The sequence below is a fragment of the Promicromonospora sp. NPDC060271 genome (assembly GCF_042726755.1).
Taxonomy (GTDB): Bacteria; Actinomycetota; Actinomycetes; order Actinomycetales; family Cellulomonadaceae; genus Promicromonospora.
On the sequence record NZ_JBHXBG010000008.1, the window covers coordinates 18273 to 31785 of the forward strand.

Sequence of the window (13513 nt, forward strand, 5' to 3'; positions counted from 1 at the left end):
ACCCTTTGTACAGGGTTAATTTCCCACTGACAGGGGTGATCTTCCCGGAACCTGGCCATCCTGTTTCACGCCCATGAACCATTCGTGGTACACGGCGCCGGAGGGCCATTCGAAGGTGTTGTCCGCCGCCGGGGAGGGGTGACACAGGGCGCACAAAGTTAGGTTAGGCTCACCGTCGTGACCACCCAGACCGAGGGGCTCGAAGCCAAGCCCTCGCGAATGTTCGACGTCGAGGTAGCGCGCGTGACGCGCCTGTGCCCGTCCTTCGTCCGCTTCACGTTCCGCGGGCCGGACCTGGACAAGTTCGCGGACAACGGCCGCGACCAGCGCATCAAGCTCCTCCTCCCGTCCCCGCAGGGCGGCTGGGACGCCCTGCGCCGCGACGACCCCGACTGGTACGCCGCCTGGCGCTCGCTCCCGGACGAGCACCGCAACCCGATGCGCACCTACACGGTCCGCACGGTGCGTCAGGACCTGCGCGAGGTCGACGTCGACGTCGTCATGCACGGTGACACCGGGCCGGCGTCGCGCTGGGCGCTGAGCGCGGCCGCGGGCGACCCGTTGGTCATCATGGGCCCCAACGCCGAGTACGACGGCATCCACGGTGGCGTCGAGTTCGCCCCGCCGGCGTCCAGCCACGCGCTGCTGCTGGCCGGTGACGAGACCGCGGTGCCGGCGATCGCCGCGATCTGCGAGTCGCTGCCCGCCGACGCCGTCGGCGAGGTCTTCCTCGAGGTGCCGCACCCGGAGGACGGCTGGACGCTCGGTGCGCCGGAGGGCGTGCGCGTGCACTGGCTGGCGCGGGACGGGCGCGAGCACGGCGAGGTGCTGATCCCCGCGGTGCAGGACGCCGCCGACCGGCTGCTCGCGATGGGTGTCCGCCCGTCGTCGGACACCACGCCCGCGCTGACCGCCGCCGGGGTGGACCTGTCCGCCGAGGTGGAGGACGTCGACATCGACACGGGGATCCTCTGGGAGGTGCCGGTCGACGAGGCGGGCCGACCCCTGGCGCAGGACACCGTGCTGTACGCGTGGCTCGCGGGCGAGGCCGGCGTCATCAAGACGCTGCGCCGCTACCTCGTGAGCGAGTGCCAGGTGGACCGCAAGTCCGTGGCCTTCATGGGCTACTGGCGCAAGGGCCGCGCGGAGAACTGATTCCCGGCGGTGTCGAGCCGCCGCCGATACGCGTCATTCCTCCCGGACGCAGGGACCCGATATCGACCCGGCTTTGCGCTGAACCCGCAAAGCCCGAGGTCAATGTGGTAAATATCGGACCCTGACGTTCGGGAGGAACGTATGGGTGCGACGGGGCAGCCTGCAAAGAACACCGAGCGCCGGGAGGGCTCCCGGCCGTGGTGGGGGGACCACCGGACGACGGTGTTCGCGGTGTTCGGCACGGTGGCGGGGATCTGCACCGCCGCGATGGGCGTCGTCGACCGCGGCACGCAGATCGTCCTGCTGGTCGTCTCCGTCGGTCTCTTCCTGGCCGGGCTGGCCGGCCTCGTCCGGGTGCGGACCTACGCGCGCTGGTTCGCGGCGGCGTGGACGTGGGCGAAGGGCCACCGGATCGTCGTCGCGGTGGTGACGGTGGTCGTGCTGGCCGGCTCGACCGGCGCGGCGGTGGCGCTGCAGTCGGCCCGGTCCTGCGAGGACCCGACCGAGGTGGCGGTGATGGTGCCGGAGGACGGCGCCGCGGGTTTCGCGGCGGTGGCGGACGCCTTCGAGCGGGACTCGGTCACACCGTTCTCCTGTCCCCGGTACCACGTGACCACGTTCGGCATGGGCTGGCCGGCGCTCCGGGCGGCCTTCGAGTCGGGCTGGGGCGCGGCGGCGGGGCAGGACGGCGCGGCGTCGCTGGACCTCGGGCCCCGGCCGGACGCCTGGTTGGCCGAGTCCATGGCGCAGGTGGACATCGTGGCCCCGCCGCGCGGCGCGGGCACCGGCTTCACGGTCTCCGGCCGGACGCTCGTGGCGGGCTCACCGCTGGTGCTCGCGGTGCCGGAGCCGCATGCGCAGGCCCTGCGTGCGACGACGGGGACCGGCGACACGGTCCAGGAGCTGATGGCGGCGGCCGGGGCGGCGGGGCTCGACGTCGTACGGGGCAATCCGGACGCGTCCTTCGCCGCCGCGCTGCACACCGAGCGCCTCTACGCCGGATCGAGAAGTGCCGGGACCGAGCCGGCGGCCCGGGAGGCGCTGGAGCTCGACCTGGGCCACGCCCTGGAGCGGGCGGGCCTGCCGCTCGGGACGGACGGCGCGCTCCTGTGCCGGCTCGACGAGCTGTCCGAGGAGGAGCCACCCCGGGTGGCGGTGCTGACCAGCGAGCGCGCGATGGTCGACCGGGGCGCGGCCTGCCCGGCGCGGGCTGCCGGTGCCGGCGACGGCACCCTGGTCCCGTTCTACCCGGAGGCCGCCGTCGGCCTCGACTACCAGGCCGTGGAGCTGACCTGGGCGGACGCCGAGCCGTCCGGGCGCAGGGCCGCCGCGGCGGCGGCCTTCGTCGAATGGCTCGGGACGAGCGACGGGCAGGAAGCCCTCGACCGGCGGGTGCGGGTGCGCGGCGTCGACGGACGTCCGCCGTCGGGCGACGACGGGCCGCTGCCCGGCCTGCCGGACACGGTGGTCGAGACCGGTGCGGGGATCGTCGCGGACACCCGCGTGCTGGCGATGGAGGAGCAGTACCGTGCCGCTCGTCGCCCGGCGCGGGTCCTGGTGCTGGTGGACTCGTCGGCCTCCATGGGCAGGCCGGCGGACGGTGACCGGCTGCGCATCGACGTCGCCGAGCGCGGTGTGCTGGGTGCGCTCGACCACCTCAGCGGGTCCGACGAGGTGGGTATCTGGTCGTTCTCCGGGAACGCGGGGTCCAGCCCTCGGCCCGTCCTCGACGTGACCGGGAGCGAGGAGGCCAGGCGCGAGGCGCCCAAGCTGCTGCGCGACGAGCTCCGGCCCGAAGGCCACACACCGCTCTACGACGCGATCGACGCCACGACGTCGGAGCTCGTCCGGCTGGATCCGGACGGCGCCTCCCGCAGGCACCTCACCGCGCTGGTCGTCCTGACGGACGGGGAGAACCACCCGGGCGACGGACCCGGTGCGGAGCTGACGGCGTCGGACCTGATGCGCTCGGCCCGCACGGAGGCCGCGGCGGGCGTCCGGGTCTACGTCGTGGCGGTGGGGGAGGCGTCGTGCCAGGTGAGCGATCTGCGGCGGATCGCGGCGGAGTGGGACGGCGAGTGCTGGGACACCTCGTTCGGCGAGCTCGAGGGCACGCTGGCCGGCCTGTTCGGGCAGCTGGGAGGTCGGTGACGTGACCGGGGGTGCGGCGGGCAGCAGTGCGAATGTCGGGGCGGGCAGCGGCACGCACGGCGTGATCACGCGCAGGGGCTTCATCGTGGGCGGCGCGGCGGGGCTCCTGGCCGGGGCCGGGCTCCCGCTGGGCCTGGAGCGACTGTTCGGCGGGGCCGCCGAGATGGAGACGTTCTCCCCGGGTGACCAGCTCACCATCCTCAGCGGCCGTGACGAGACCGACGGCGGGCAGCGCCGTCTGCTCGTGGAGCTCTGGAACCGGGTGCACGAGAAGCACCCCGCGCGGATCGTCGAGGTGTCGAGCAACGCGGACCGCGCCTACAGCACCATGCTGTCGGCGGCGCAGGCCCGCGAGCCCGGCTACGACGTCTACAACCTCGACATCCCGTGGGTGCCGCAGTTCGCGCAGAGCGGCTACCTCCGGGTGCTCGACGGCTTGACGGGGGACGGGTTCCTCGGCGAGCCGTGGGCGGCCGGCGTCTGGGACGGCGCGGCGTACGCGCTGCCGTTCAACTCCGACGTCGGCCTGCTGTACTGCAACCTCGACCTGATCGCGGAGTTCTACGACCAGGAGGTGCCCACGACCGACCCGATCCCGCTGGACGGGGGGTGGGCGGGCCTGGACACGTTCGCGCACGAGGTCTTCGCCAAGGTAGGCGGCGGGGACGGCTTGAGCCGGCCACCCATCGACACCGCGATCGCCCTGCAGCTCGCCGACTACGAGGGGTTCACGGTCAACCTGTGGGAGATCCTGCTGGGGGCGGGCGCCGTGTCCGTGGACGCAACGGGCCGCCCGGTCTTCGAGGACGTCGACCGGATCGGTGACACGATCGAGAGCCTGTCGCGGCGGCTGAGCGAGTCGACCGACGGTCCGAGCGGCACGGCGGCGTCGCTCGCGTTCGACGAGCAGGGTTCGCTGGCGGCCTTCGCGGCGGGCCGCGCGGTGTTCCTGCGGCACTGGCCGCGGGCGCTGCGCCTGCTGCGGGGCGGCGACGCGGCGCCCTTCCGGGTCGGGTTCATGCCCGTGCCGGGCGGTGGTGTGCTCGGCGGGCAGAGCCTCGCGGTCGCGGCGGCCTCCCGGTACCCGGTGGCGGCCCGGCGCCTGGCCGAGTTCCTCACGAACGAGCGCAGCCACCAGCTCATCTTCGAGCGCGGCGGTTTCGCGGCGGGCCGCGAGGCGCCGTACCGCGACCCCGAGGCGCCCTGGGCGCGCGAGCCCGAGACGGACGGGCTTGCCGCCTCGCTCGTGGACTACGCGACGGGCAAGGGCGTCGAGGGCACCAACGAGCCGGAACGCAAGGCCAACGACGCGCTTCGCCTGGCCATGGTCGGGGCCTCGCCGCGCCCCCGCCTGCAGCACTACGTGGAGCTCAGCGAGGAGTTCCGGCGCTACGTCCGGGCGGTCCTGTCCCCGGGCGGCATCCGGTTCGAGGCCGCTGAGTTCGCCGACCGCATGGAGGCCGCCATGGACGGCAAGATCACCCCGGACTGACGCCGACCAAGGGGTCAGCGCTCGATGCCGAGGTCCTCGATCACCTCGACGCCCGGCATCGCGCACAGGAGTGGGCCCGGCATGAGCAGCTTGGACCGGCGGACGCCGGAGCCCATGAGCGCCGTCGTGCCCTCCTGCTCGAACCGGGAGTCGACCAGCACGCGGTAGCCCGCGGGCAGCCCGACGGGCGTGATGCCGCCGTACTCCATGCCGGAGTCGGCCACCGCCCGGTCCATCGGCAGGAACGACGCCTTGCGCACGTCGAGCAGCTTGCGCACCCGCTTGTTGACGTCGGCGAAGGTGCTGGCGGGGACGACGCAGGCCGCGACGCGCTCCTCCTCGTTGCGCCTGCCGGCCACGAGCACGCAGTTGGCCGACGCCTCGGGCGGCAGGTCGTGCAGCTCGTTGAGCGTCGCCGTCTCGGCGTGCTCCGGATCGATCTCGGTGACGGCGACCTGGGCGGCGACCCGGGGGTCGGCGTCGGCCCAGGCGGTCAGGGCGGCGAGCACCGGCTCGGCGAGGAGCTCCGGGTGCTCCAGCGCGGGCGCCCAGACGAGGTCGCCGAGAGTGGGCAGCGTGGTGTTCTCGTTCATCGGTCGCCCCTCACCGGCTGTACGTCGCCGTGAGCGTGGCGCGCCCGAGCAGGTGGAAGTACACGTTGAACGCCACCTGCGCGTTGGTGCTGTCCGGGCCGAGCCCCAGCTCGCCCGGTTCAACGTCCAGCGCGTGCACGGCGAAGATGTACCGGTGCGGGTGGTCGCCGGGCGGCGGGCCCGCGCCCTCGAAGCCCGGGGTGTGGCCGTCGCTGTACGTGTGGAACGCACCGGCGGGCAGGCCGGAGCCGTCGGGAGTGCCGGCTCCCGTGTCGAGGGACGTCACGGAGGCAGGGAGGTCGACGACGGTCCAGTGGTGGTAGCCCATCGGCGTCGGTGCGTCGGGGTCGTAGCAGGTCACCACGAACGACTTCGTACCGTCGGGAAAGCCGCTCCACTCGAGCGCCGGGGAGATGTTCTGGTCGTGCGCCGCGTGCGCGTCCGGCATGCGCTCGCCGTCGGTCAGGTCGCTGCTGGTGAGCGAGAAGGTCGCGGGGGCTGGTAGCAGCGTGTAGGGGTCCGGCGGGTAGGGGCGAGTGAAGTCCATGCCCCCACTCTGCCGAATCGCCGGGCCGGTTGCCAGCGACTGCGCCGCGTCGGCGGTGCTGGTCCGGACCACGGCCGGTACACCATGATCGGCGCATGATCATCAGATCCTCCACCGCGCTGGTGCGGCAGGGCATGCTCGACGAGTTCCGCGCCTTCATCGAGGCCGGCGTCACGGGGTTCGCGACGCTCGACGGTTTCCTCGGCGACGAGATCGTCGTCGGACCGGACACCCTGACCTACGTGAGCCGGTGGCGGGACGCGGCGGCGCTCGTCGGGTTCGCCGGCCCGGGCTGGCGTACCGAGCCGGTGGTGTTCGAGGACGAGGACCGGTTCCTGGTCGCGCCGCTGCGCGTGCGGCACACCGAGCTCCGGCAGGCGGTGCCGGACGACGCGCCCGGCATCGCCGACGTCTGGCACGCCGCCTGGGGCGACGGGCACCACGGTCTCGTCCCGCCGGCGCTCGAGGCGGTCCGCACGCGCGAGTCGTTCGGGCCCCGCGCGGCGAGCCGGGTGCCGCGCACGACGGTGGCCGTGGCCGACGGCGGTGTCGTCGGCTTCGTCACCGTCCACGACGACGAGGTCGAGCAGGTGTTCGTCTCGGCGACACACCGCGGTTCCGGCCTCGCCGCCCACCTCCTGTCCGACGGCGAGGACCGGGTCGCCGCGGCGGGATACACAGAGGCCTGGCTCGCCGTCGTGGCGGGCAACGGGCGGGCGCGACGGTTCTACGAACGACAGGGCTGGGCGGACGCCGGGCCGCTCGACTACCAGGCGGAGACCGCGGCGGGCCCGGTGCCGGTCCCGGTCCGCCGCTACGTGAAGCGGCTGGCGGGCGAGTGACGAACCGTAAGCTGGTCGACCTCGAGCACGCCGTGAACCGTGTCCGGCTCGGCACGATGGTGCTGGGTGTCATCGGTCTGCTGGTCCTGGCCGTGCGGCTTCTCGTCGAGTCTCTGGGCTCCGAGGGCATCCTCGAGCCCGGCAACCTCGCGCAACTCTGGTTTCTCCTGGCTGTGCTGGTGGTGGGGATCGGCGCCGCAGTCGCCGTCACAAAGTCGATGAGCCGGGCGAACCGCCAGTTCCACCAGGAGTTCCAACGGTTCCTCGCTCGCGAGCACCCGCATGTCCCGATCATCGTGGGACTCCAGCCGCGCGACCTGCTCGCCCGGGCGACAGCCGCCGGCGTGTCGACGGACCGCATCGGCCATGGCGGCCTGGTCGGCCTCGTCGTGCAGCAGGAAGGCGTCGCGGTCTGGATTCCTGGCGACCTGGAGCCGCGGTGGCGGGTCCCGCGCGTTCCGGGCTGGGTCCGCGTGGCGCCCAGCGACCTGCCGAAGCAGAAGTGGCCGGCGCAGAGTCCTGACACGGTGGTGCACGCGATCGAGGTCTCGGACGACGAGCGGTCGGCGTCCGTCGTCATCCAGCCCGAGAAGGCCGACCGGAAGAACCCCGGCCGCGCCACGGTCGAGGCCTTCGCCCAAGCGCTCCGCGCCCTCGGCGAGGACCCGGCTGAGCACATCGTGATGCGTCAGCAAGCGGTCCGTCGCTGACCTGAGCAAACGACCGAACTCACTGACTTCGGTCCCTTGCTCTGAGATCGGTCAATCAACCGACCGATCTCAGAGCAAAGGACCGATCCCGGCGGGCCCGGTGCCGCTCCCGGTCCGCCGCTGCGTCAAGCGGCTGGCGCGCGAGTGACGGCGCCGCCAGGGGACTGTCCGTGGCTGACCTGCGTTCAACAGGCCCACAGAGTCCGTAACCCCGGGGGTTATGGCTCGCCTGGGCCTGCTGAACCGTGGGTCCAGGCCGTCAGTTCACCCGGAGCAGGTGGCGGAACGCCGTCCTCGCCCGCTCCGGGCTCGGGTCGTCGCCCGTGATGAGGTCCGCGTACGTGAGCGACTCCGAGACCCGCACCAGCAGGTAGGCGAGCTCCCCGGGGGTGATGGTGCCGCCGAACGGCCGCTCGCCGAGGTCACGCACCACCAGCCACTCGACGGTCGCGACGAACCGCCGCTGGATGGGGCTGTCAGCCGTGGTGAGCAGTCGCAGGGAGCGGGCAGGCTCTCTGCGCAGGAACGCGCGGAAGTAGTCGGCGACGATGAGGTCGTGCGCGAAGGTGGTCAGCGTCCCCGCCAGGCGTTCGGCGCCCGTCAGGTGCTCGTTCGCGCGCTCGGCCTGCACCAGCGTCGGCACGGCGAGCGACCACAGCACCTCGCTGAGCAGCGCGTCCCGGTTGCCCACCCAGCGGAACACCGACGTGCGGTCGACGCCGAGCTGCGCGGCCAGCGGACCCATGTCGATGCGGTAGCCCTCGATGAAGGTGTTGCGCGCGAGGTCCAGCACCCGCTGCGCCTCGGGGCGCGTGGCCAGCCGAGCCGAGAGGGGGCTCGGCGCGGCTTCCAGTCCGACCGTCGCGATCGACGTCGTTGTCATGGCAGCCATCCAACCGCTACCGGAGGCCGGTTGCAACAATATGCAGAACGATGCATACAGGACATCCGGGAAGCCACGCACTCTATCCCGCCGGGACGAGGGCGTGCTACGGTGCAGTCGCAAACCGACCAGACGGTACGGAGGAAACGCGTGGCTGACGACGTCGTCGCCGGTGGGGCCGGGAACGGCCCGGGGCAGAGGTTCGAGGGCAGGGTCGCCCTGGTCACGGGTGCGAGCCGGGGGATAGGCCTCGCGGTCGCCCACCGCATCGTGGCCGAGGGCGGCCGGGTGGTGATCACCGGACGCCGCGCCGAGACGCTCCAGGAGGCGGTCGCCGAGCTCGGCCCGGACCGTGCCCTGGGCATCGCGGGCAAGGCGGACGACGCCGAGCACCGCGCGGACGCCGTCGGCCGGGCGATCGAACGCTTCGGGCGCCTGGACCACCTCGTGAACAACGCCGGGATCAATCCCGCCTACGGGCCGCTCACCGAGCTCGACACGGAGGTCGCCCGCAAGATCCTCGAGGTGAACGTGATCGCGGCCCTGGAGTGGACCCGGGAGGCGGTCGCAGAAGCCCCGCTCCGGTCGATCGTCAACATGGCGTCGGTGGCCGGAACGGCGTCCGGCCCGAACATCGCCTTCTACGGCGTCTCCAAGGCGGCCCTGATCAACCTCACGGTCCAGCTCGCCGACGAGCTCGCCCCGACCACCCGCGTCAACGCGCTCGCACCCGCCGTCGTCAAGACCCGGCTCGCCCGCGCCCTGTACGAGGGCCGCGAGGAGGAGGCGGCGGCCGCCTACCCGCTGCGCCGGCTCGGGGTCCCGGACGACGTCGCGGGCCCGGCGGCCTTCCTCCTGTCCGACGACGCAGCGTGGGTCACCGGCCAGACGCTCCTGGTCGACGGCGGCGCGAGCGTGCGGACCGCCCTGTGAGCCGGCCGGTGAATGTGGTGGCGACGGTGAAGGATGAGCCCATGCGCACCATGAACGTCCAGGACCAGGTCCTGCGAGCGGCTCTCGACCTCTTCTCCACGCGGGGCTACGCGACCACGAGCGTCCAGGAGATCGTCGCGGCGGCCGGCGTCACCAAGGGGGCGATGTACCACTACTTCGCTTCCAAGGACGACCTGCTGTTCGCGATCTACGACCGGCTGCTGTCGTTGCAGAAGGCGCGCCTCGACGAGATCGTCGCGGCGGGCGCCGAGCGGGGCGACCGCGTCGAGGACGTGCTGCGGGCGGTCTGCGTGGACGTGATCTCGACGTCCATCGAGTTCCTGCCCGAGGGCACGGTCTTCACGCGCAGCCAGCACATGCTCATGCCGGACCGCCAGGCGGAGGTCAAGCGGCGCCGCCGCGAGTACCACGAGGAGTTCGAGGCGCTGCTCCTGCGCGGCATCCAGGAGGGCGTGTTCCGCGACGACGTGCCGACGGCCATGCTCATCGCGCACTTCTTCTCCGACGTGCACTACCTCTCCCAGTGGTACTCGCCCGCGGGGCCGCTGACGGCGGGCCAGGTGGCCGAGCAGCTCACCGAGCTGTTCCTGCGGGGCATCAGGGCGACGGCACAGGGCGCGGTATCGAAGGATTCAGGGAAGGACTGACGCGTGAGCGTACCCACGGCGATGAAGGCGTGGCGGGTGGTCTCCCACGGGGAGCCCGAGCAGGTCATGGAGCTGCACGACGTCCCGGTCCCCGAGCCGGGGCCCGGTGAGGTGCTGGTGCGCGTGCGGGCCGTCGCGGTGAACTTCCCCGACGTCCTGCTGGCGCGCGGCGAGTACCAGGAGCGGCCCGAGCTGCCGTTCGTGCCGGGGATCGAGCTGTGCGGCGACGTCGTGGCGCTCGGCGAGGGCGTCACCGAGGGTGAGCGGGTGCGGGTCGGCGACCGCGTCGTCGGCTCGAAGATCGGGGTGCTCGCGCAGTACGCGACGGTGCCGGCCCAGGCGGTGCACCCGGCGCCGTCGGCCCTGGACGACGCGCAGGCCGCCGCGCTGACGATCGCGTACCAGACCGCGTGGTTCGGGCTGCACCAGCGAGGCGGGCTGCGGTCCGGCCAGACGCTGCTGGTGCACGCCGCCGCGGGCGGTGTTGGCACGGCCGCGTGCCAGCTCGGCAGGGCGGCCGGCGCGCGCGTGGTCGGCGTCGTGGGCAGCGCGGCCAAGGTGGCGGCGGCCCGCGCCGCGGGCGCGGACCAGGTGTTCCTGCGCGACGACGACTGGGTCGCCGAGCTGCGCGAGCCCGGCGTCGACGTGGTGTTCGACCCGGTGGGCGGCGACTCGTTCGAGCGCTCGACCCGCTGCGTCGCGTTCGAGGGCCGGATCGTCGTGGTCGGGTTCGCGAGCGGGCGGATGCCGAAGGTCCGGGCCGACCTCGCCCTCGTGAAGAACTACTCGGTGCTCGGCCTGCACTGGGCGCTGTACCAGCAACGCCGCCCGGACCTCGTGGACGCGGCCCACGCCGAGCTGGACAGGCTCGCCGCCGGCGGCGTGGTGCGCCCGGTGCTGGGCGACGTCGTCGGGTTCGACCAGGCGCCCGCCGCCGTGACGCGGCTGGCCGGCGGCGCGACGACGGGCCGGCTCGTGGTCCGGGTGGCGGACGACGCGGTGATCGGCGGCGACGGCGCGGGCGCCACGGACGCCGCGGGCGGGGAGGTGGCCGCATGACCGGGCCGAGCGTCGCCGCGATGCACGACCTGACCGGCCGGGTGGCGCTCGTGACGGGCGGCGCTCGCGGCATCGGCGAGGCATACGTGCGCATCCTGCACGACGCCGGGGCGAGCGTCGTGATCACCGACGTGCTGGACGCCGAGGGTCAGGCGCTGGCCGACGAGCTGGGGGAGCGGACGCGGTTCGTGCACCTGGACGTGACCGACGAGGAGGCGTGGGACCGGGTGGTCGGCCGGGTGGTCGACGAGCTGGGCGGCGTGGACGTGCTGGTCAACAACGCGGGCATCGCGAACGCCGCGCCGATCGAGCACTTCACGCTCGCCAAGTGGAACGCCGTGATGGCGGTCAACGCGACCGGCGTGTTCCTGGGCTGCCGGGCGGTGGTGCCCACGATGAAGGCGGCCGGGCGCGGCTCGATCATCAACATCTCCTCGGTCGAGGGGCTGCGCGGGAGCTGGAGCCTGCACGGGTACACGGCCTCCAAGTTCGCGGTGCGCGGCCTGACCAAGTCGCTCGCCGTGGAGCTCGGCAAGGACGGCATACGCGTGAACTCGGTGCACCCCGGCCTGATCCGCACCGAGATGAGCGCACGGATCGACCCCGACGCCCTGGTGATCCCGCTCGGCCGGCCGGGCGTGCCCGACGACCTCGCCGGGACGATCCTGTTCCTCGCGAGCGATGCGTCGGCGTGGATCACCGGGCAGGAGATCGTGGTGGACGGCGGTATGACGAGCGGGATCCCGCACCGGTGACGGGCGGATGAGCGTCGGGTAGGCGTGGGGCCGGTGGCCAGGGCTATCCGTGCCGGTGACATACCGGCCGGTCGGTTTATCAGCGTGACGAGACGAGGAAGTGCCGATGACAACGACGTCGAGCAGCACGGCGCCCGACGACCCGGCGCCCGGCAACGCGGCGCCCGACAACGCGGCGCCCGACAACGCGGCGCCCGACAACGCAGCGCCCGACAACGCAGTGGAGAGCCCGCCTCGGCTGGAGGTCTCGGGGCTCACCGTGACGTTCGGCGGCCTCACCGCGCTGGACGACGTGTCCTTCACCGTCGCCGACGGCGAGACGGTCGCCCTGATCGGCCCCAACGGCGCCGGCAAGACCACCGTGTTCAACGCGGTCTGCGGCCTGGTGCGCACCCGGCGGGGCAGGATCCGCGTGGGTGGCGCGCCCGCGCCGTCGTCGGCGACGGGGCTGCTCGGGGCCGGGGTCTCCCGGACCCTGCAGGGCCTCGGGCTGTTCGACCACCTCACCGTGCTGGAGAACGTGCTCGTGCCGCTGACGAGCGTCCGGGCGGACGGCGGCGCGAGCGCGGACGTCGTCCGGGAGGTGCTCGGCGCCCTCGGGCTGACGGCGTCGGCCGGCGCCCCCGCCGGCACGCTGCCCTACCCCGAGCGCAAGCGCGTGGCCCTGGCCCGCGCGCTGGTCACCCGGCCGCGGCTCCTGCTGCTGGACGAGCCGGCGGGCGGGCTCGGGTCCGGCGACATCGACCAGCTCGCGCAGACCGTGCGCACCGTGTCGGCCGGTGGGTGCGCCGTGCTGCTCGTGGAGCACCACGTCGACTTCGTGATGGACGTGGCCGACCGCGTGGTGGTGCTCGACTTCGGGCACGTCATCGCGTGCGGGACGCCGGACGAGGTGCGGCGGGACCCCGCGGTCGAGGAGGCGTACCTGGGGGTGCCGGTATCGACAAGCTCGACCAGCGGGACGTCCGGGCGGGAGCAGAGCGCGTGAGCACCCTGACGATCGAGAAGCTCACCGTCGGCTACGGCGACGGCGCCCCCGTGCTGGACGGCCTGGAGCTGGAGGTGCCCGACGGCGGCGTCGTCGCGCTGCTCGGGGCCAACGGCGCGGGCAAGACGACGCTGCTGCGCTCCCTGCTGGGACTGGTCCCCGTGCGCGGCGGGCGCGTGCTGCTCGACGGCGCGGACCTGACGCGCCTGAGCACCGAGGACCGGGTGCGGCGCGGCCTGGCCCTGGTCCCCGAGGGGCGCAGCGTGGTGGCCGAGCTGACCGTCGCGGAGAACCTCCGGCTCGGCGCGCTCTGGAGGCACCGTGGCCCGGCCCGTGAGGCCGCCGTCGGGCAGATGTACGAGCTGTTCGAGCCGCTGGCCCGACGCCGCGACGCGGCCGGCCACACCCTGTCCGGCGGCGAGCGGCAGATGCTCGCGCTCGCACGGGCCCTGGTCGGCGAGCCGGACGTGCTCCTGCTCGACGAGCCGTCGCTCGGGCTGGCGCCGCTCGTGGTGGCCCAGCTCCTCGGCGTGCTGCGCGACCAGGCGGAGGCCACCGGCCTCACGGTGCTCCTGGCCGAGCAGAACGTCACGGGCGCGCTGTCGGTCGCCGACCGCGGCGTCGTCCTGTCCCTCGGGGAGGTCGTCGCCGACCGCCCGGCCGCCGAGCTGGCCGCCGACCCCGCCCTCCGCCACGCCTACCTCGGCTTCTGACATGGCTTCTGACATGGCTTCTGA

14 protein-coding genes are annotated in these 13513 nt (G+C 73.3%); 11 read left to right on the forward strand and 3 right to left on the reverse strand.

Translation table 11 applies throughout. The features are described 5' to 3' along the window. The first annotated feature begins 177 nt into the window (after positions 1 to 177). The 3 genes from ACFWE2_RS02525 (at position 178) to ACFWE2_RS02535 (ending at position 4798) form a co-directional block, all read left to right on the forward strand. Positions 178 to 1155 (forward strand): siderophore-interacting protein, encoded by a 978-nt coding sequence (locus ACFWE2_RS02525; protein ID WP_377222629.1) that lies wholly within the window; start codon positions 178 to 180, stop codon positions 1153 to 1155. A 141-nt stretch (positions 1156 to 1296) separates the two neighbouring features. Next, complete coding sequence (locus ACFWE2_RS02530) at positions 1297 to 3306, forward strand: VWA domain-containing protein (RefSeq protein WP_377222630.1); 2010 nt, start codon at positions 1297 to 1299, stop codon at positions 3304 to 3306. Between the two features lies 1 nt (position 3307). Next, a complete protein-coding gene (locus ACFWE2_RS02535) occupies positions 3308 to 4798 on the forward strand; it encodes an extracellular solute-binding protein (RefSeq protein WP_377222631.1) in 1491 nt (496 codons plus the stop codon). Between the two features lie 14 nt (positions 4799 to 4812). Here the strand turns inward: ACFWE2_RS02535 and ACFWE2_RS02540 are convergent, their stop codons facing one another. Together ACFWE2_RS02540 and ACFWE2_RS02545 are read right to left on the reverse strand one after the other, a co-directional pair. Next, positions 4813 to 5391 carry a YbaK/EbsC family protein gene (locus ACFWE2_RS02540; protein WP_377222632.1) on the reverse strand — a complete coding sequence of 193 codons (579 nt, stop codon included), beginning with the start codon at positions 5389 to 5391 and terminating at the stop codon, positions 4813 to 4815. Positions 5392 to 5401: 10 nt separating this feature from the next. Beyond that, complete coding sequence (locus ACFWE2_RS02545; RefSeq protein WP_377222633.1) at positions 5402 to 5938, reverse strand: YbhB/YbcL family Raf kinase inhibitor-like protein; 537 nt, start codon at positions 5936 to 5938, stop codon at positions 5402 to 5404. 95 nt (positions 5939 to 6033) lie between these two features. Between ACFWE2_RS02545 and ACFWE2_RS02550 the strand changes: the two genes are divergently transcribed. Continuing rightward, a complete protein-coding gene (locus ACFWE2_RS02550; protein WP_377222634.1) occupies positions 6034 to 6780 on the forward strand; it encodes a GNAT family N-acetyltransferase in 747 nt (248 codons plus the stop codon). Continuing rightward, positions 6777 to 7490, forward strand: coding sequence for a hypothetical protein (locus ACFWE2_RS02555; protein WP_377222635.1), 714 nt, complete (start codon positions 6777 to 6779; stop codon positions 7488 to 7490). The genes ACFWE2_RS02550 and ACFWE2_RS02555 overlap by 4 nt, the downstream gene beginning before the upstream one ends. 259 nt (positions 7491 to 7749) lie before the next feature. Here ACFWE2_RS02555 and ACFWE2_RS02560 read toward each other — a convergent pair whose 3' ends face one another. Then, positions 7750 to 8373 carry a QsdR family transcriptional regulator gene (locus ACFWE2_RS02560; protein ID WP_377222636.1) on the reverse strand — a complete coding sequence of 208 codons (624 nt, stop codon included), beginning with the start codon at positions 8371 to 8373 and terminating at the stop codon, positions 7750 to 7752. 150 nt (positions 8374 to 8523) lie between these two features. Between ACFWE2_RS02560 and ACFWE2_RS02565 the strand changes: the two genes are divergently transcribed. The 6 genes from ACFWE2_RS02565 (at position 8524) to ACFWE2_RS02590 (ending at position 13489) form a co-directional block, all read left to right on the forward strand. Further along, complete coding sequence (locus ACFWE2_RS02565) at positions 8524 to 9306, forward strand: SDR family oxidoreductase (protein WP_377222637.1); 783 nt, start codon at positions 8524 to 8526, stop codon at positions 9304 to 9306. A 41-nt stretch (positions 9307 to 9347) separates the two neighbouring features. After that, positions 9348 to 9974, forward strand: a complete 627-nt coding sequence (locus ACFWE2_RS02570; protein WP_377222638.1) for a TetR/AcrR family transcriptional regulator — start codon at positions 9348 to 9350, stop codon at positions 9972 to 9974. Between the two features lie 3 nt (positions 9975 to 9977). Next, the gene (locus ACFWE2_RS02575) at positions 9978 to 11033 is read left to right on the forward strand and encodes an NADPH:quinone oxidoreductase family protein (RefSeq protein WP_377222639.1); all 1056 of its coding nucleotides are present in this window, start codon (positions 9978 to 9980) and stop codon (positions 11031 to 11033) included. Further along, the gene (locus tag ACFWE2_RS02580) at positions 11030 to 11788 is read left to right on the forward strand and encodes an SDR family NAD(P)-dependent oxidoreductase (protein ID WP_377222640.1); all 759 of its coding nucleotides are present in this window, start codon (positions 11030 to 11032) and stop codon (positions 11786 to 11788) included. The genes ACFWE2_RS02575 and ACFWE2_RS02580 overlap by 4 nt, the downstream gene beginning before the upstream one ends. 106 nt (positions 11789 to 11894) lie before the next feature. After that, on the forward strand, positions 11895 to 12776 hold the full coding sequence (locus ACFWE2_RS02585; RefSeq protein ID WP_377222641.1) for an ABC transporter ATP-binding protein: 882 nt from the start codon (positions 11895 to 11897) through the stop codon (positions 12774 to 12776). Further along, the gene (locus ACFWE2_RS02590) at positions 12773 to 13489 is read left to right on the forward strand and encodes an ABC transporter ATP-binding protein (RefSeq protein WP_377222642.1); all 717 of its coding nucleotides are present in this window, start codon (positions 12773 to 12775) and stop codon (positions 13487 to 13489) included. Before ACFWE2_RS02585 ends, ACFWE2_RS02590 begins: the two co-directional genes overlap by 4 nt. Positions 13490 to 13513: the final 24 nt, after the last annotated feature.